The organism is Microvirga vignae, assembly GCF_001017175.1.
Lineage (GTDB): Bacteria > Pseudomonadota > Alphaproteobacteria > Rhizobiales > Beijerinckiaceae > Microvirga > Microvirga vignae.
The window spans coordinates 46,434-65,285 of record NZ_LCYG01000063.1 but is presented as its reverse complement, the minus strand read 5'-3'; the positions used below and the strand labels follow the sequence as shown (position 1 = coordinate 65,285).

The 18,852-nt window shown below is 57.6% G+C and carries 17 protein-coding genes; 3 read left to right on the top strand and 14 right to left on the bottom strand.

Annotated features, from left to right (window positions below):
- Window positions 1–132 precede the first annotated feature (132 nt).
- From AA309_RS23180 to AA309_RS23140, 9 genes are all read right to left on the bottom strand, one after another.
- On the bottom strand, window positions 133–882 hold the full coding sequence (locus tag AA309_RS23180) for an RraA family protein (RefSeq protein WP_047191403.1): 750 nt from the start codon (window positions 880–882) through the stop codon (window positions 133–135).
- 65 nt (window positions 883–947) lie between these two features.
- Window positions 948–2,027 carry an ABC transporter ATP-binding protein gene (locus tag AA309_RS23175; protein WP_047191397.1) on the bottom strand — a complete coding sequence of 360 codons (1,080 nt, stop codon included), beginning with the start codon at window positions 2,025–2,027 and terminating at the stop codon, window positions 948–950.
- A 27-nt stretch (window positions 2,028–2,054) separates the two neighbouring features.
- Entirely contained in the window at window positions 2,055–2,873 is an 819-nt protein-coding gene (locus AA309_RS23170; RefSeq protein ID WP_047191396.1) for an aldo/keto reductase, read from the bottom strand.
- A gap of 10 nt (window positions 2,874–2,883) precedes the next feature.
- Window positions 2,884–3,798 (bottom strand): carbohydrate ABC transporter permease, encoded by a 915-nt coding sequence (locus tag AA309_RS23165; protein ID WP_084731557.1) that lies wholly within the window; start codon window positions 3,796–3,798, stop codon window positions 2,884–2,886.
- Entirely contained in the window at window positions 3,795–4,655 is an 861-nt protein-coding gene (locus AA309_RS23160; protein ID WP_047191395.1) for a carbohydrate ABC transporter permease, read from the bottom strand. Before AA309_RS23160 ends, AA309_RS23165 begins: the two co-directional genes overlap by 4 nt.
- A gap of 77 nt (window positions 4,656–4,732) precedes the next feature.
- Window positions 4,733–5,950 (bottom strand): ABC transporter substrate-binding protein, encoded by a 1,218-nt coding sequence (locus AA309_RS23155; protein WP_047191394.1) that lies wholly within the window; start codon window positions 5,948–5,950, stop codon window positions 4,733–4,735.
- A gap of 239 nt (window positions 5,951–6,189) precedes the next feature.
- Window positions 6,190–6,747 carry an amidohydrolase family protein gene (locus tag AA309_RS23150; protein ID WP_047191393.1) on the bottom strand — a complete coding sequence of 186 codons (558 nt, stop codon included), beginning with the start codon at window positions 6,745–6,747 and terminating at the stop codon, window positions 6,190–6,192.
- A gap of 669 nt (window positions 6,748–7,416) precedes the next feature.
- Window positions 7,417–8,577, bottom strand: coding sequence for a mandelate racemase/muconate lactonizing enzyme family protein (locus AA309_RS23145; RefSeq protein WP_047191392.1), 1,161 nt, complete (start codon window positions 8,575–8,577; stop codon window positions 7,417–7,419).
- 241 nt (window positions 8,578–8,818) lie between these two features.
- Window positions 8,819–9,250, bottom strand: coding sequence for a VOC family protein (locus AA309_RS23140; protein ID WP_047191391.1), 432 nt, complete (start codon window positions 9,248–9,250; stop codon window positions 8,819–8,821).
- A gap of 182 nt (window positions 9,251–9,432) precedes the next feature.
- On the opposite strand from AA309_RS23140, the gene AA309_RS23135 reads away from it, so the two are divergent.
- The 3 genes from AA309_RS23135 (at window position 9,433) to AA309_RS23125 (ending at window position 12,673) form a co-directional block, all read left to right on the top strand.
- On the top strand, window positions 9,433–10,221 hold the full coding sequence (locus AA309_RS23135) for an IclR family transcriptional regulator (protein WP_244470463.1): 789 nt from the start codon (window positions 9,433–9,435) through the stop codon (window positions 10,219–10,221).
- A gap of 16 nt (window positions 10,222–10,237) precedes the next feature.
- Entirely contained in the window at window positions 10,238–11,434 is a 1,197-nt protein-coding gene (locus AA309_RS23130) for a mandelate racemase/muconate lactonizing enzyme family protein (protein WP_047191389.1), read from the top strand.
- A 540-nt stretch (window positions 11,435–11,974) separates the two neighbouring features.
- A complete protein-coding gene (locus AA309_RS23125) occupies window positions 11,975–12,673 on the top strand; it encodes an IS6 family transposase (protein ID WP_047191388.1) in 699 nt (232 codons plus the stop codon).
- A 160-nt stretch (window positions 12,674–12,833) separates the two neighbouring features.
- Here the strand turns inward: AA309_RS23125 and AA309_RS33440 are convergent, their stop codons facing one another.
- The 5 genes from AA309_RS33440 to AA309_RS23100 form a co-directional block, all read right to left on the bottom strand.
- Window positions 12,834–13,064, bottom strand: a complete 231-nt coding sequence (locus tag AA309_RS33440) for a formate dehydrogenase subunit delta (protein WP_244470462.1) — start codon at window positions 13,062–13,064, stop codon at window positions 12,834–12,836.
- Window positions 13,065–13,068: 4 nt separating this feature from the next.
- Window positions 13,069–13,428 (bottom strand): RidA family protein, encoded by a 360-nt coding sequence (locus AA309_RS23115; protein ID WP_047191386.1) that lies wholly within the window; start codon window positions 13,426–13,428, stop codon window positions 13,069–13,071.
- 84 nt (window positions 13,429–13,512) lie between these two features.
- Complete coding sequence (locus AA309_RS23110; RefSeq protein ID WP_047191385.1) at window positions 13,513–14,727, bottom strand: ABC transporter substrate-binding protein; 1,215 nt, start codon at window positions 14,725–14,727, stop codon at window positions 13,513–13,515.
- Between the two features lie 22 nt (window positions 14,728–14,749).
- On the bottom strand, window positions 14,750–16,414 hold the full coding sequence (locus AA309_RS23105; RefSeq protein ID WP_047191384.1) for a hydantoinase B/oxoprolinase family protein: 1,665 nt from the start codon (window positions 16,412–16,414) through the stop codon (window positions 14,750–14,752).
- A complete protein-coding gene (locus AA309_RS23100) occupies window positions 16,411–18,459 on the bottom strand; it encodes a hydantoinase/oxoprolinase family protein (protein ID WP_200902035.1) in 2,049 nt (682 codons plus the stop codon). The genes AA309_RS23105 and AA309_RS23100 overlap by 4 nt, the downstream gene beginning before the upstream one ends.
- Window positions 18,460–18,852 lie beyond the last annotated feature (393 nt).

The window sequence follows — 18,852 nt, the reverse complement described above, 5'->3', positions numbered from 1 at the left end:
TCATCCAGAACAACAGCGACATCGCTGATCATTGTAGTCCCCCGATTGCGAACGACTTCCCGACATGTCTTTGCGGACGGGACAGGCATCCGTTCGAGATCCGCCCTTCCCAGCGTGAAAGACCAGCAGTGCTCATGTGTGGGCAAATCCATTCTGGGCGTTGCGCCACGCGATGTATTCCTCTTGCACCTCTTCCGTCAGCGGATAGTACTTCCGCAAGTCGCCACCTTGGGACAGGCGATAGCGGGCGAATTCCTCCCATTCGGCATGCTCGCTTGCCACCTCGATGAGCTTCGGCGCAAGCGCGACAGGGACGACCACGACGCCGTCGTCATCAGCGACGACGATGTCTCCCGGCATGACCAGAACGTTGCCGCAGGCGATCGGAACATTGACCGCGAATGGGATCAGGTTCGTTTGGGCATGATAGTTCGGCGTCACGCCTCTCACCCAGATTCCGAGATCCAATTCCTTGGCCTTGGCAGAGTCCCGGATGCAGCCATCGACCACCACGCCGGCCCCGCCTCTGCCGGCGAAGAATGTCAGCATCATCTCCCCGAAGATGCCGCTCGCCATATCCCCGCGCGCGTCGACGATCACCATGTCACCCGCCTGGGCCGGGTAGAGCACGTGCCGGTGCAACTGCAGTTCGGGATTTTCGTATTCGTTGGTCCCGTAGAGGTCCTCGCGCTTGGGCATGCATTGCAAGGTCAGCGCAGGGCCGGCAACGGACTTCCCTTGCTTGAGTGGTAGCGGACCACGGATCTGCGGGTCGCGAATGCCCATCAAGCTGAGCTCGCTGCTCGCCGTGGCTGTTCCGATCTTCGCCAGCGCATCCGAAAGCTCGCGCGGCGGCCGCACAATATCTTTGATCTGAGGGATGGGTTGCACTCTGAAATCCTCACGTTGGGATATGATTGACGATGAGCTGAAGGCCGGTCATGTCGTCATGACGCCAGCCTACTCGCAAAAGGCTCGATCCGCTGGCCGCTCTGGCTGTCGAAGATGTGGATGCGTTCGAGATCAGGCGCGATGGAGACGCGATCCCCCGGCGACAGCGCAACGCGTTCGCGGAACAGCGCGACGACATTCTGCCCGGCAAGGCGCAGCGCCACATGAGTTTCCGCGCCTGTCGGCTCAATGGTCATCACCTGTGCCGGCAAACCTTGCGGATCGAGAACCACATGCTCCGGCCTGATGCCGATGGTGACGTCCCTGCCCTCGAGGTCATGGCGTGAAAACGGCAGGGAAATCGCTGCCTCATCTCCAATCCGGAACTTGCCGCCTCTGACCTTGCCTGTGAGCACGTTCATAGCCGGGGAGCCGATGAAACCTGCGACGAACAGATTGGCCGGACGGTCGTAAAGCTCCAGCGGGGTCCCGATCTGCTCGACGGTCCCGTCGTGCATGACCACGATCTTGTCGGCCATGGTCATGGCCTCGATCTGATCGTGCGTGACATAGACGGTGGTCGTTCCAAGCCTCTGATGGTTGTGCTTGATCTCCGACCGCATCTGCACGCGCAGCTTGGCATCAAGGTTGGAGAGCGGCTCGTCGAACAGAAAGACCTTGGGATTGCGCACCATCGCGCGGCCCATCGCCACGCGCTGCCGCTGGCCGCCCGACAATTGCCGCGGATAGCGATCGAGGTAGTTATCGAGGGCCAGCATGCGAGCCGCTTGCAGAACCCGCGTACGGATCTCCTCCTTCGGTCGTCCCGCGAGCTTCAGCGAGAAGCCCATATTCGCTTCCACCGTCATGTGCGGATAGAGCGCATAGCTCTGGAAGACCATCGCGATGTCGCGCTCCTTCGGAGGCAGCGCATTGATGACGCGGCCGTCGATCGCGATCTCGCCCGAGGATATGTCCTCAAGGCCCGCGATCATGCGCAGAAGCGTCGACTTCCCGCAACCGGACGGACCGACAAGGACGACGAACTCACCGTCCTTGATGTCAACCGAGACGCCGTGCAGCACCGGCACTGCCCCATAGGTTTTGCGCACGTTTCTGACGGATACCGTACCCATGATGTCTCCTCCCAGTCCGGCTCGAAACTAATCATCCCACCGTGGCGATTTGGCCGGATTGATGCGCCGTTCGTCACGGTTGAGAGCCCGGATCTGCCCCATCTCGTCGTCGGAGAGGCGCACACCGACGGATCGCATGTTCTCACGCAAGTTGACGGCATTCGAGGAAGCCGGAATGACGGCATGGCCTTCTGCCATTAGGAAAGCGAGGGCGATTGCAGCCGGGGTGACCCCATGACGCTCTGCAATGCTCGACAAGACAGGGTCGGATCTCACATCCCCTTGTGCGAGAGGCTGGTATGCCGTAAGAGGAAGGCCGATCGAGCGCGCATAGCTCGATAGCCGCGGCGCCTGCAGATAAGGGTGAATTTCCACCTGGTTGGTGACGATTGCCCCTTCCCCGAGAAGCGCCCGTGTCTGCTCCAACCGTGCGATAGGAAAGTTCGAGACGCCGATGAAGCGGGTATGACCGAGATCCTGCGCCCTCTTGAGCTCGGTCATGTAGTCCTCGAAGGGCACCGCATTGTTCTGGGATGGCCAGTGGATGAGAAGTAGATCGACATGGTCGAAGCCGAGCGCCTCCAGGCTCCTTTCGACACTTGGCATGAAGCTCGCCTTGTCGAGCTTCGTGTCGGCAACCTTCGTCGTGATGAAGACCTGTTCCCTGGGCAGCCCCGACCGGCGAAAGGCTTCGCCGACAGGCTCCTCGGTGTTGTAACTCTGAGCCGTATCGATATGCCTGTAGCCGATCTCGAAGGCCGCCAGGATGCTTGCCATCCCGGCATCTCCGGTTCTTCCGAACGTCCCGAGACCGATGGTCGGGATGGAGTTTGCAATGCTTGTCATGGGTTGCTCCTCATCCTTTGGTGGCTCCGGCAGTCAGGCCGCCCACGAACAGGCGCTGCATCGACAGAAACAAAAGCGCGATCGGCAGCGTCATGACAACGGATGCCGCCATTACCGCACCCCAATCCGTGTTGAACTCCGTCGAGAACTCCGCCAGCCCGATCGGCAGCGTCTTGACCGACGAGTCGCTGGCGAAGCACAGCGCGAAGATGAACTCGTTCCAGGTGGTCACGAACGAGTACACCACCACCGCCACGATCCCGGGCGTCGACAGAGGAAGCGTGATGCGGAACAGCACGCCCACGCGGGAGGCACCGTCGATGATCGCCGCCTCATCGAGTTCGACCGGGATCGCCTTGAAGTAGCTGGTCAGCATCCATACCGAGAGCGGCAGCGTGATGATCATGTAGACCAGGATCAGCCCCCAGTAGGTGTTCACCAGCCCTAACACGCGCAGCGTCACGAACAGCGGCACGATGATGGCCGCGGTGGGCAGCAGCTGACCGACGAGCACGAAGGCCTGGAAGAGCGGCTTGCCCTTGAAGTCGAACCGGGCGAACCCGTAAGACGCAAACACGGCCAGGCACAGCGCCAGCCCGGTGGACCCAACCGAGATGATCACGCTGTTGAGGAAGTAGCGCGGGATGTTCGATTCAAAGAGAACCTTGTGGTAGTTGTCCCAGGTGGGCGCCGCCGGCCACCAGATCGGGGGAACGGTATAGAGCTCGCGCAGGGTCTTGATGGACGAGATGCTCATCCACCAGAAGGGAAAGAGGCAGATCACCACCAGCAGGATGCAGCCGATGACGACGAAGGGGGTGCCAAGCCCGGTACGTTCCAACTTGCCGGCCTTTTTCCCGGACGACGGCGTGTTTTCCGCTGCAGCGGCCTGCTTGGGCGGCAGCACGTGAGCATTCGTGGTCATCGCGCCTCTCCTGGGGCTGCAGCGAGTGCCTTGATGTAGAAGAACACGATCAGGATCGCGACGGCGAAGAACATCCCGGACAAGGCTGCGGCTTGGTTGAACTGCACGTTCTCGAAAGCGATGCGGAAAATCTGGATCGGCGTGATCAGGGTGCTGTTGGCCGGGCCGCCGCGGGTGATGGCATAGATGATGGTGATGGAGTTGAGCCCCCAGATCACCAGAAGCAGCGTCACCGCAACCAGGACTGGTCGCACCTGCGGCAGCATGATGTGGCGCACCTCCTCCCAGAAGTTGGCGCCGTCGACGCGCGCGGCCTCATAGAGCTCCTTGGGAATGGACTGGAGGCCGGCCAGCACCATGACGGCGACGAACGGGAAAAGCTTCCAGACATTGATGGCGATGAGCACCGGCATGACGGTGTCGCGGTTGGTGAGCCAGCCGATAGGATGCTCGATCAGCCCGGGCGCGGTCATCATGTAGTTGATGATGCCGAACTCGGTGTGGAACATCCACGCAAATGTGGTGGCCGCGACGATGCTGGGGATGACCCAGGGAATGAGGGCGATCGAGCGCACGACGGAGCGGCCGGGAAAGCGCTGGTTGAGCAGGATCGCGGTTGCGGTCCCGAGCAGGACCTGGAAGACGATGGAGCCGCCGACCCAGTAGAGCGTATTCCAGAACGCCTGGGGCGTGGTGCGGGAGCGGAGAACGGTGGCGAAGTTCTTGACGCCGACGAAATTGGACTGGCTGTCAGTGACGCTGAGCAGACCCGTATAGGCGACGGGATACGCAATCAGCATCGCCAAGACCACCAATGCAGGCAAAATGAACCAATAGCCTGTCGATTGACGAGACATGAGACCGTCCTCGGATAGCAGAAGGGAGTTTCCAGCGGCGTGACGCCGCTGGATCCTGGAGCTCGGGCTCGTGAGAATTACTCGTCGAGCAGGGACTGGATATCGTCGGCCGCGTTGTCCATAGCCTCCTGCGGCTCCTCCTTGCCGAGCATGATGCCTTGGATGTTATTGAAGTAGGCCTGCGTGATCTGGACCCAGTTCTTATGGCTTGGTGCAGGACGTCCATAAGGCAGCATTGCCTTGAAGCCTGCAAGGATCGGATCATCGAAGCGAGGCAGCTTCATCGACGAAATGCGAGCCGGGAACGTATCCGTGAAATAGCCCTGGTTCTCCGACGTGTTCAGGAACTGGATGAACTTCTTTGCCTCTGCCGGATTCTTCGCGCTCTTCGGGACGATGAAGCTCCAGCCGCCCAGAATAGCTGCCGTATCCTTGCCGTTCGGATGGGGAATTTGCATCACGCCAATGTCGATCTTCGGATTTTCCTTTTTGATCGAAGCAAGATCGAATTGACCGGCCTGGTACATCGATACCTTTTCAGCGATGAAGAGACGCCGATTGGCGATGCCGTCATTCTCCAGCGTCGATGATGGAGAAATCTTCTTCTTGTAGAAGTCCGTATAGAACTTCACCGCTTCAACAGCCTCGGGCTTGTTGACGAGGGCCGCCTTGGCATCCTTCGAGATGATGTCTCCGCCATTCATCCAGATAAAGGGCAGCGAACGGAAGATCGTGTTGCCGACTTCGCCGCCACCCGTGATCGCAAAGCCGAACCGTCCCTCACGGGTCAGAGCGGTCGCGGCTTTCACGAACTCGTCCCAGGTCTGCGGCGGCTTCTCGGGGTCGAGCCCCGCTTCCTTGAAATGGCCCTTGTTGTAGATCACCGCGAGCGTTTCGATGCGGTAGGGGATCGCCCAGAGCTTCCCATTCCAGGTGACGTAATCGAGCGCGGCGGGAACATAATCGCTCCGGTCCTGCAGTGTGTCATCGAGCGGGATGATGAGGTTGTTTTGGGCATATCCGTTCACCCACCCGTGCTGCACCTCGATGATATCCGGCGCAGCACCCGATTGCAGTGTGGTCAGGACGCGCTGTGGCAACCCGTCGGACGTCGTCACCTCGATCTTTATCTTGGTGTCCGGGTTCGCCTTCATGAACTTGTCGGCCAAGTCACGGGCCCGTGCCTCGCCCCAATTGGGCGTCCACCACACCACGTCACCGGCAAGGCAGCTGCCGGCCGAGAGCGCCAGCATGGAAGCCGCTAGAAGAAAAACGGAACGCTTCGATTTTTTCATTCTCACTCCTCCCTTAAGAACCCACTCCGCATCATTCTGCGGATGCGGCGGCGAACTGGATGGTCCAGCTGATTGGCTTCTCGTTGTGTTCATATTTGAACAGGGCCAATTCAATTTACCTAAAGGTATGGGCCAAGTGCGATGGATGTCAACCGATTATCTTGGGTTACTTCACCGCTGGGGCATCAGAGACCGCGAATACTGCCGATCGATGCAATCTCGGCGTTCCCTGCCCTTCCCTATGAGTATGTCCGGCCCTCAGCCCGCCCATCATCGAACGTGTTGACGATCCGTCCTTTACACAGCGTCAGCGTGCACTCCAGTGTGGTTGTCGCTTCCCTGCTTGCGCCGAGAGAGTCGTAGACCTGGACGGGATCATGCCGGACGTCGAACACGGCCAGATCCGCCTCCCCTCCGAGCTCAATCCTGCCAAGGTCCGGTCGCCCGAGAATATCGGCCGCGGAGCATGTCGTCAGCCTGAGCACTTGCTCCAGAGAAAAGCCGAGCGATATGAATTTGGCCATGACGTGGGGAAGATCTTTGACGACGCCGTTGATGTTGTGCGCGTGAATATCCGTGCTGATGGCATCCGGAAGCAGGCCCTGTTCGATGGCGGCCCTTGCAACCTCGAACGAGAAGCTCGCGCCGCCATGCCCCACATCCATCTTGACGCCCCGGGCGATCGCCTCGCGCACCGACGGCCGCAGGCGCATGCGCTCGTCGAGGACGCATCCACCGACCGACGGATTGTAGACATGGGTCAGAATATCGCCGGCCTTGATAAGGAAGAACTTCATCGATCGTCGGCGGAGCGGCTCCGATATGGATCATCAGCGGCACTTCGAGAAGGTCCGCCGCTTCCCGCGCGAGCGGCAGCACGACAGGGCCGTTTGCGCCACAGGCATTATTGCTGGCCCGCAGCTTTAGGCCTGCGATGACGGGTCCGAATTCCGCCTTGATGCGTCTCAGCTCGCGAAGATCGGCGAACCGCCAATCGAACAGTTCGCCAACATCGATGCTCAAATTGCCAGCCTGGGCGAGACCGATATAGGACAGGTTGATGAAGGGAATGATCCGCAGCCTGCTCGGCTTGATCACATGATGGAAGAACCCCTCGAAGGTTGCCGCCCCACTCGATCCGCAATCAACCCATGTTGTCACGCCGCTGCGTGGACCGACCTTGTCGGCATTCACGCCGAGCAACGTGCCGCCCCAATAGGCATGGGTGTGCAGATCCACCAGACCCGGTACGACAAGAGCGCCCGTCGTGTCGATGACGCGATGCCCGTTTGCATCGAGACCAGGGGCCAACCCCGTGATCCTGCCGTCGGAGATCTCGACATCCATGATTTCGTCGCGTCCGGAAGAAGGATCGAGAAGGCGTCCGTTCCTGATCAGCAACCTTTCAGTCATCGCGATTCCCGGAATCGTCCTGCTTCAACAAAACCCAGGCTGTCTACCTCTTCTCAGAACGTCTTCGCACCGGTGGCGATTCCGCGCGTGTTGATGGTTCCATCGAACAGCGGCACGTCATGGTCGGCATAAGGAAACCGTGCGCATGCCTCCTCGATCAGCTCGACACCGAGGCCGGGAGCCGTCGGCGCGAGAATGTATCCATCCTCGAACTGCAGGGTCTCGCGCACCAGCTCCTTGCGCCATGGAACGTCCACGGAGACCGTCTCGAAGACCGAGAAGTTCGGGATCGCGACCGACATATGGAGTGTCATGGCATTCATGACGGGCCCCACCGGATTATGCGGCGCGACCGGTATCAAGTGGCTATGCGCCAGATGCGCGATCCGTTTCGTCTCGCCGAGGCCGCCCGCATGAGAGACATCCGGCTGAAGGATATCGACGGCCTTTTTGTTCAGGGCCTCGATGAACCGGGAAGGCTCGAACCAGCGCTCGCCGGCTGCGATCGGAATTGGACTGTTGGCACGGACTTCGGCCAGGGCATCGATGCTTTCCGGCGGCGTCGGCTCCTCGATCCAAGTCAGGTCGTACCGCTCGAGAGCCTTGCACATGGCGATGGCCGTGGGGACATTCAGCCGGCCATGAACGTCGAGCATCAGGTTGACATCGGGTCCGACGGCATCACGCACCGCCTCCACGATCTCGATCGTCGTGCGGCGCTGCTGCCGGTCCATTTCCAGGTCGGCGGCACCGAACGGGTCCCACTTGAGGGCCCGATATCCCATGGCAACGGCATTGCGGGCGTTGGCCGCATATTGCTCGGGCGTCTCGGAACCGAAGAACCAGTGGTTCGCATAGCATGCCACCCGATCCCGGAACTTGCCTCCAAGCAGCTCGAAGACCGGCACGCCCAGGGCCTTGCCCTTGATGTCCAGAAGAGCCGCCTCGATGGCGCCGAGAGCCGTGCGGAAGACCGCGCCGGTGCGCCAGTAGCTGTCCCGGTGGAGCTGCTCGATGATGGCATCCACCGCAAACGGATCACGGCCGACGAGCACGCGCTCCAGCTCCTCCAGAGCGGCAACGACGGTCTTGGTCTTCCACTCCAAGGTGGCTTCTCCGATCCCCTCGATGCCTTCATCCGTATAGAGTTTGACGAACACGAAGTTCGTGCGCGAGACGTTTGCGACGAATACCTTCTGTGCGACGATCTTCATTCGGTTTCCTCCAACTCGGTCTGTCGCGCGGCTCTCGAAGCAAGGCGGGCTTCATGTATTTTTGCTAAGCCGAACGGACGTTGATCAATCTTTTTGGTCTACGACTTACACACTTGCGGCATGATGCCTGCAAACCTCGTGCAATCACACGAGCGTCCGGCACTCAGATGAGAGCAGGCAGTCTTTTCGCCGCCTGCATCATGCGCCGAGTTCGTCAACGGACGATCGGCGCCGTGCCGGTTCAAGCGCGCTTGAGACGCGCGATGGCGGCGGCCTGCATGCTTTCGGGCGCCATCTGCATGAGCTCGATCCGATGACCATCGGGATCTTCGATCCAAGCCTGCCAGTTGCCGTCCGCGCCCAAGGCCTTGGGACGGATCAGCGGAATCCCGCTTGCCTCCAGCTCACGCAAGGTCTGATCGATGTCGGGGACGGACAGGCACATGTGATTGTAACCGACAGCCTCCCGCTCCGCGGCCCGCTCTCCCTCCCCCTCGGGGAAGACTTCCAGGAACTGATCGTCCGTGATCCTGAGATAGACGAGCCAGAGCCGTCCATCCCGATCAAGTCGCATCATCTCCGTGAAGCCGAGCTTGTTCGTGTAGAAATCGAGAGTCCGCGTGATGTCCTTCACGCGAATGGCCACATGGGCGATCGATGAAACGGTCAGCATGGCAGCATCACCCCGGCCGACATGTCCCACGCCTTCGTTGGAAATTCAGAGCGACAACCCTGCTCCATCCCTTGTTTCCTCCGCCGCTGACGATTCAAGCGTAATTATTCAAATATGAACTTTTAAAGTTCAAATATGTATGGTAGTCGTCGGCATGCACTTGTCAATAGCGGGTCCGGGTGATGATGGACGAGATAACGCAGGACGTGGAAAACAAACACACGATCCCTGCGATCGATCGAATGATGCAAATCCTGGTGGCGCTTGAGCACAACAGCGGCCCCGGTTTGACAATCAGAGAAATTGCCGATCTGCTTGATCTGCCGCGCACCGGGGTCTATCGCATTCTCAATACGCTGCAGCGGCATGATATCGTGTATCGCGATAAGACCGGGGCCTACAGCCTCGGCCGCCGTCTTCTGGCCTTGGCCTCTCATGTCGCCTCGCGAGCGAATCACTTCGATATTGCGGCGTTCAGCCAGCCCTTCCTGGAGAGGCTTGCGTCCGAACTCGGTGAAGGCGTCAAGCTCAGTGTCATCGATGATGAAGGCATCATCGTTGTCGCCGCTGCGCAGGGACGGCGGGAATATGCTCTGACGGTCCAGCCGGGTCAGCGCATGCCGATTCATGCGAGTGCCGGAAGCAAGCTGCTGCTGTCGTACCTGGAGCCAGATGTCTTGAATCAATGGCTCGCCCAGCCTCTTCCCGCTTACACCAGCAAGACGGTCACCGATCCAAAGCGCCTGCGCGCGGAATTGGCTCGGATCAGAAGACTCGGCTGGGCACAGGACAAGGGTGAGAGTGCACCAAGCATCTGCGCTTTCGCGGCTCCGGTTTTTTTCAAGCAGGGAAAGCTTGCTGCTGCCGTGAGCGTGCCTTTCCTTGCGGGCGCCGAGCCAAGCCGCATGGAAGAGATCCGGATCGCGGCCATCGAGGCCGCCCGCGCCATCACGAATGCTATGCCGGAATAGCTGTCAGGAAAAATGCATGAAAATCGTCAATCTCAAATGCGCCGTCATCGGCAAGAGTCCGGTTGTGCGGATCGTGACGGATGAAGGCATCTCCGGCTATGGGCAGGCTGAAACGTGGAAGCACTACCTGAAGCCTCATATCCTCACATTTCGTGACGCATTGATCGGCGAAGATCCCACGCTCGTCGAGAGGGTGATGCTGAAGATCAGACAGCGCGGTGGGTTCAAGCCATGGGGCGCAGCCGTGAGCGCCATCGAAATGGCCTTGTGGGATGTCGCGGGAAAGGCTGCGAGTCTACCGGTTCACAAGCTTCTCGGCGGAAAGGTTCGTGACAAGGTCCGTGTCTATAACGGTTCGATCCGTTTCCCTCTCGACGGCTACAGGCCGGAGGATTATGCCGCCGACATGCGGCGGATGATGGCGCTTCCCGAGGGCTTCACCATCATCAAGCAGCCGATCGGCTTCCACTCGCCCATGAAGCGCGAGGTGCCCGACTTCTACTATGGGGAGCCCAACCGCAGTCCTTATCATGGAGCTCTCGACCGAGGCCCGGTTACAGAGAAGGGCCTGAAGCATCTGGTCGAATGCGTCGCCGCCATGAAGGAAGTGACAGGAAACGAGGTCGGCTTGGCGCTCGATTGCGGCCCAGGCTGGATGCTGAACGATGCCATCCGTCTTGCGCATCTCCTCGAGCCTTACAACCTCCTCTGGATCGAGGATACTCTGTCGGGTGACTACACGCCTTGGGTCAATGCCGGTGTATATCGTGAGCTGACGCGGATGTCCCGCGTTCCCATCCATACCGGGGAGCAGATCTATCTGCGGCAGAACTTCAAGGAACTCGTCGAGACCAATGCCGTGCATGTAATCGGACCGGATCCGGCCGATGTGGGTGGCATCGCGGAGCTCAAATGGATTGCCGAATATGCCGATCTTCACGGCATAACGATCGCTCCGCATGGCACGGCGAACGGTCTTCTTGGGCTCGCTGCCCTGATCCAGGTTTGCGCAACCCTTCCCAACAATTTTATCGCCTTCGAATATACAACCGCCGATCCCGACTGGTGGAGCGACATCGTAGAGGGATTGCCCGACCCGATCGTCCGCAACGGTATGATCGACGTCCTCGATCGGCCAGGTATGGGAGTCGAGATCATTCCCGAGCGGGCCAAGGAATATCTCTTCGACGATGACCAGGACTTCTTTGATTGAGGCGCGGCATCTGCCCCAAAAGGAGCTGCCTTAGCTCCTAGTAACTCAGTTCGACCTGCGCCTCTGGCAATCATCGGAGGCGCAGGATGACCGAAGGATATCATCTGGATCGCACCTGATTCCGCTGTGCCCATGCGCTCTATTTGCGATGTCGCGACGGCGAACATGATCCACGAACACAGAATCCAGCATGCCAGGAAGCCGCAGGCCTCTGTCGCGGAACGGCTGGAGCGGCTTGTAGCATCAGGTTTTTGGGAGGATCGGTCCGCCTCTTCGGCTCACATCTGCTCCCAGGACGGATCCCTCATGGACGGAACTGATCGGGGTGCGCTCCAACGCGCCCGTCGCTTCTGTCAAGCTCGCCGGTCCGCGCGAGATCGTCCGGAGAGAGCTTGAAATTGAAGATATCTATGTTCTCCCGAATGCGCTCCAGCGTAACGGATTTCGGGATCACCGCCAAGCCACTGTCGATAGGAATTGTCGGAAACCTGTCGGTAACTCAGTTCGGCCTCTGCCTTCGGTCAACTCCGGAGGTGCATGATGTTCAAAGGCCGTCATTTCGATCGCTCAGTGATCCTGCTGTGCGTCCGGTGGTATCTGGCTTATGGCCTGAGCCTGCGCAATCTGGACGAGATGATGGCCGAGCGGGGCGTGGCGGTAGATCACGCCACCATTCACCGTTGGACCGTCCACTACGCTCCGCTTCTGCTGGAGCAGTTTAACCGACGGAAGCGAGCCGTCAGCCGGAAGTGGCACATCGATCAGACGAATGTCAAAGTGCGCGGACGATGGATGTATCTTTATCGCGCCATCGACAGCGATGGCGACACAATCGAGTTCTGGTTCAGCGAGCGCCGTAATCTCACGGCTGCCAAACGCTTCTTGCGCAAGGCGCTCAAGCGGCATGGTAGACCCGAGCGGATTGTCATTGACGGCAGCCAAACCAACTATGAAGCAATTCTGTCATGCGATACCGAGAACCGTTTGCGGGATCCATCAAACTGCCCGCTTAAGCCGATCAGGATTCGACAAAGCGCTTACCTCAACAATCGCATCGAGCAGGACCATCGTGCTGTCAAACGGCGGAATCGTCCAATGCTCGGATTCAAATCAGTGAAAAGTGCTCGGGCGATCCTCGGTGGCATCGAGATGATCCACATGTTGCGGAAGGGACAGGCGCAGTATGCCTGCAATCCCCTGCCTTCCTTGGCGGAGCAGTTTGATCGGCTTGTTGCTTGAACTTATGACGGGATCTCGGCCGACTTTGCGCCCCAGCTCCAAATTTGCGACATATACAGCCATCGGCCTATCATCGATTTCTCAGAACAACCATTTTAGAACTTGAATGTCTGGGTGCTCACACGAACCAGGGCCTTTATCGACACATGCGCCAAGATTTTTAGCCTGCGTCGCTCTCCAGTTCGCCAACCTGCTCCGGATCTGCGATCGCCTTCTTGATCGGGCTCTTGCCCCCCGCAAAACCCAGCAGCGCCTTCGTCACGAGCCGGTCAAGTTCTGGGCTGCCATGGTTGACATGCGCGAGAAGTGCAGCCCGCATGCTTGGTGTCCAGAACGCAACCAGATGGTCATGAATGCCGTGAATGGCCGGATCTCTACGAGCGCGTCCCAAACCTTCACTCCTTGACGGTCGCAGCCGTGACAGCAATCTCAACTAGGATATCAGGTGCGGCCAGCTTCGCCTCGACAGTCGCCCGTGCGGGCACATGACCATCTTCTATCCATGCCTCCCACGCGGCATTCATTTGTGCAAAATCTGCCTCGATATTCCGCAACCATATTTGAGCGAACAAGATATGGTTCTTGTCGGAGCCAGACTCTTCCAGAAGTTCGTCGATTAGGCCCAGAACCTCTGTTGTTTGAGCGAACACATCCTGCACCCTATTTCGGGCGACCTGACCAGTAACGTACACGCGTCCATCATACACTAGAGCCCGGCTCAGACGGCTGTTGGGTTGAATCCGTTGAATGCTCATCAATGCTCTCCGAACATCAGCCAGCAGTCCCTGTCATGAGTGCATCGCCTTGCTGACTGGATTAACGACTAAGAGTTTTCTAATTCATTTGTTCTTGATAAAGTCGCACTCGCTGCGCTCAATCGGGAAGTACACCTGCTCGCCAGGAACCGTCCGAATGAGTTCTAGATAGTCACCCGGATATTTAGACTGCCCCGGAGATTTGATCCGGTACAGCGACATGTCAAACATTGTCCGGCCATCCTCTCGGATCCGTCCGCCCTTAGCAAAGAAATCGTCAACGGGTGTCGCCTTCATCTTATCGACAACTATCTTGGCATCGTCGGAGCCTGTTGCCTTTATGGCCCTGAGGTAATGCAGTACGGCGGAGTAAACTCCCGCCTGTGTCATCGTAGGCTTAGCACCATGAATTTTCTCGAAACGTTGAGAGAATGCTCTGCTAGCGTCATCCTGATCCCAGTAGAAGGCTTGTGCAATGAGGATATCCTGCGCCAGTTCGAGGCCAATCGCCTGGATGTCGGAGAAGTTCAGAAACAAACCTGCTAGTTTGACGCCCTGCTCAGGTAGTCTGAACTCACGGGCTTGTTTGATTGCATTGATGGCGTCGCCGCCGTTGTTCGCGAGCCCAAGCACATTCGCCCCGGACCCTTGGGCAGTGAGCAGGAAGGATGAGAAATCCGTCGTACCCAATGGGTGACGTGCGGCCCCGAGAACCTGTCCTCCATTTTTCTTTACAATCTCAGTTGCGTCTTCCTCAAGGGAGTGGCCTAGCGCATAATCGACAGTCACAAAGTACCACTTATTTCCACCATTGGCGGTAACAGTTTGCGCCGTTGTGCTGGCCAACGCATAGCTGTCATAAGTCCAATGTACCGTATATGGTGAGCAGGAATCTCCTGTAATGCGCCGCGCACCTACGGAGGTTGGCAGTGATACTTTCTTAAATTCCTTAGTCAGGACCTGCACCGCTAACGCGACCGCCGAGTTCCCATAATCAACGATCACGTCAACGTTGTCGGTTTGATACCAGCGTCTGGCAATCTGAGCACCGATGTCAGGTTTGTTTTGATGATCTGCGAAGATGACCTCGATGGGACTCCCGTTGATATTACCGCCCATGTCCTCGACAGCCAACTTAGCTGCGACCACAGAACCAGGTCCTGCGGCATCCGCATAAACGCTCGATTGGTCATTAAGAATACCAATCTTGATCAGGTTGTTTGTTATTTCCGCATGTGCAGCACCAACTGTAGATGCGAAAAGTCCTAGTGCCGTTATGGTAACCTTTGAGGCACTCATCTTGCTGCTCCTTTTTCTGACCCTACGGGGCCTGATATCCGTAAACCGCCTCCGCAACTGGTCTCGTAATCAAGCCAGCCTGTACGTCAGCTTCAATGCTTTGTCGGTTGCGATGTATCGGGTTGCCATAGCCTCCTCCTCCACCGAGACGGAATACGACGCGGTCGCCCGGTTCCAATGCCAGCGAGCCCTTTGACCCAACGTGGATGATGTCGGCACCTCGTGTGACGTAGCAGGCGCCTGTTGAACCCGACATTCCACCAGCAAGTCCCCGCGGCGCTAGGCGGAACCGATCACCATAGAGAGCGAGGCTCACACCAGCTGAAAGCACTTCATACTCCTTGATGAATCCCAAACCGCCTCTCTTAGCTCCGTGGCCACAGCTGTCAGGGACAAGTTCATACCGAACAACCCGGAAGTAATCGTAGTTCCTGTCCGCGGTCTCCACTGGCGTATTCGTGCAGTTCGACAACGGAGAGTCCACAGCGCTGCAACCGTCAGATGATTGTGTCGCCCCGTTCCCGCCGCCGAACACTTCAAGATAGACGGAATACTTGTCCCCGTTTAGCCGCGACAGAGATCCGACCGTGAGAGTGTCAAAGCCTGGAGCGGCGACCTTATCCGGCAGGACCTCGGACAGCGCCATCATGATTGCGTTGTACGCGCGATAACAGGCCTCAAGTCGGGCGCGAACTGCAGCAGGTGGTCGAGGGTTCAAGACTGTGCCTTGAGGGATCTGGATCGATACTGGGCGAGACCCGCCCTGATTGAATGGAACATCCGCCCCTGTGAGAATTGCTTTAAGACAGCATAGAACCGTGGAGACCGTGGCTGCATATGGAGAATTAAGGTTACAGCGCACCTGTTGAGCCGTTCCTGCAAAATCGACGTCGATTTCATCGCCCTTTACAGTGACTGTAACGCGAATAGGTACAGGTTCATTCCCGATGCCGTCGTCGTCGAGAAAATCTTCCCCCACATAGACGCCATCCGGAATACGCCTGATGGCCGCGCGCATCATTCGTTCTGCGTAGTTGAGTGTTTCCACACCAACCGCTTCAACCTTGTCTACGCCATGTCGTGCAATGAGATCGAGGAAACGCCTCTTGCCCACAGCGTTGGCGGCGAACTGAGCATCAAAGTCACCCAATGTCAGGTCAGGCACACGAACATTTGCTTTTACCAACCGCTCGAACGCGCCGCCATTCCAGTCACGATTGAAGTTTAGTTTAATCGGCGGGATTCGAAGGCCTTCTCCATAGACGTCCGTTGCACTTGCACTAATCCCTGCGCTACCACCACCTATGTCAAGGTGATGCGCAACTGTCGCTGTGTAAGCAACAAGTCGACCTTCGTAGTAGACTGGGCAGAAGATGAAAACATCCTGAAGATGTTGGCCTCCAGAATAAGGATCATTCGTTATTACAAACTCATCTTCCTGTACGGGATCATCACCCAGATACTCCAATGACCAGCGGAACGTGGACGACATTGATCCAAGCAGGATAGGGATTTGATCGACCTGCGCGATCACTCTGCCTTCCGCATCTAGTATTGCAGCCGAACAGTCCCTTGCTTCCCTCACAATCGTTGAAAATGACGACTGGATCAGCTTGGCCCCCATCTCCCGAGGGATAGCAAGGAGATTTTGGCTGATGATCGCAAAATCTGCCTTTGAAACGTTCATAGGTCCACCTTACTCAGGACAAGATTTTCCGCTTCGTCGCGCACAACCGACCATCCTGGTTCAGCGAAGATGCTGCTGGTGTCACTGACGATCAATGCAGGTCCCTTGAGCGGCTCACCCACAACGAGTTGATCAACGACTATCTCTTGGCAATCGTGTACAACGCCGTGGCGTCGCACTTGGACACTTCGACGGTCCCGAGAGACTGTGCTCGCCCACCGCAGATGCGGAACTGCGTTGTTTGGTACGGAAGTCACTAAACGAATTGCAACGATCTCAACGGGCCGGGCTCCGGGAGCACGGAGCATGAACACTGCATTGTACGTTTCGCGGAAGCGTTCGTTCAGACCTTGGGCGTCCATTGCGAAGAATTCTTCGAGGGTGAAAGGAACTTGCAACTCGAAGGCTTGGCCCGAGAAGCGCATATCAAGTAGAATTTTGTTGACGACCTCGCCTGTTAAGCCAAGGCTCTCGCATTCGGATCTGCCCTTCGCAACCATAAGGTCAATTTGGTCCCGAAACCCGCCTATCATATCGTCATGCAACACCGCCTGATGTGAAGCTACATCAATCATTACATGATCGGCGGCTAACAATCCAAAGGCTGATATGACGCCTGGGTTAGGCGGAATGACGATCCGCCTTATACCGAGTTCATCCGCGATCTCAGTAGCGCATAAAGGACCTGCACCTCCAAAAGGCATTAATGCGAAGTCGCGTGGATCGCGACCACGTTCGGTAGACACTGCTTGGATTGCTCGTACGATATTGGCTGCCGCAAGCGACAAGGCACTGTCCGCCACATCGTCCGGCGTCGAGTTCAGTTTATCAGCAAGAGCACCGAATGCCGCCCCGGCGGCGTCAGGGTCCAGGGTCATCCGCCCACCCAAAAATGTATTGGGCTGGAGTGTTCCGCAGACTACATGGGCGTCCGTCACCGTCGGGAGAGTTCCACCTCGACCGTAGCAGGCTGGCCCCGGGTTTGCGCCTGCGCTGCGCGGCCCTACGCGCAACATTCCTCCGTCATCAACCCAGATGATGCTTCCGCCGCCTGCGCCAATTGTGGTTATGTCCACCATCGGATACCGAATTGGGAGGCCATCAACCTCTGACTGAACTGACGTCTCGACATGTCCTGAAGCGATAAGGCAAACATCGCTTGATGTTCCGCCCATGTCGAATGTTATCAGATCATCGAACCCAGAGCGCGCCGCTTGGCGTGCAGCTCCAACGACCCCCGCCGCAGGCCCCGAAAGAAAGGCCGATATACAGCTGCGGCGCATCCCTTCAGATGGGATACGCCCCCCATTCGACTGCATGATGCTGAGAGACCCTGCAAACCCGCGATCGGCCAACCCCTTTTCAAGCCGCCCCAGATATCGGTCGATGACTGGCTGTACATAGGCCGAGAGAACAGTCGTGGAGGCGCGCTCATATTCGCGGAACTCCCGAATTATGTCGGAGGAGCAGGTAACACGAACATCCGGGAGAGAGTCTCGGATTAGCTTAGCTACACGCCTTTCATGCTCGGGGTTCTCATAAGCATTCAGGAGGCACACCGCAACCGAGACGTACTCTCTCGTGCGCAGGAGTTCGATGAGAGTGGTCTTTACTCCACTCTCATCGAGGGGGATAATAACGCTTCCGCGCCCGTCCAGGCGCTCCACAACTTCGAAGCAGTCTTCACGAAGAATGACCGGCTCGGGCTTTTGGTAGTTGATGTCGTAGATATTGCGGCGATCATGCCTTTGGATTTCAAGAATATCTCGAAATCCCGCCGTCGTGACGAAGGCTGTCCGGAAGCCTTTGCGCTCAAGAATTGTATTCGTTGCCACTGTTGAGCCATGGACGAACTCGGAGATGTCTTTGAGCGACACACCAAGAGCGTCAATCGCGTTTAGGACCGCTTTTTCCGGCTCCGATGGAGTGCTCGGCACCTTGAGGAGACGCACATCCCCGCCTTGGATCGCAATCAGGTCGGTGAACGTACCACCAACTTCGACCCCTAAACGCATCGCCCTGTGAGTGGCGTGATTTTCGGCCATCTGGTCCTCGTAACATACTTGTCACTGCGCAAGAGTTGCACTTTTCCAGCTTGTGCTTTTCTTGAGACGGCCAGCGAAACTGCTCCTCTCCTTCAGCTTTACGCGTGTGCCTAGGACGCTTGCTTCAATCCAACAAACAATCCTGCAATAAGCTGGCTGTTTCATGTGATGATAATGAATGCTAAATTTGTAAGGTCAATATACCCGCGATGGTCGGGTCGATTAGACGTTCGTCGGGATAGTGCGTGCAGTCCTGACATCAAAAAACGTAATTTTGATGCTCTCTGCTTGTCGTAAGAGAGAACAGGAAGCTAAATTCAAGAGCAGAGTTGCATGTTCGCCGGAGTGGTTAATGCATCAATATATCGATCATTCGACGTCGGTTATCAATTG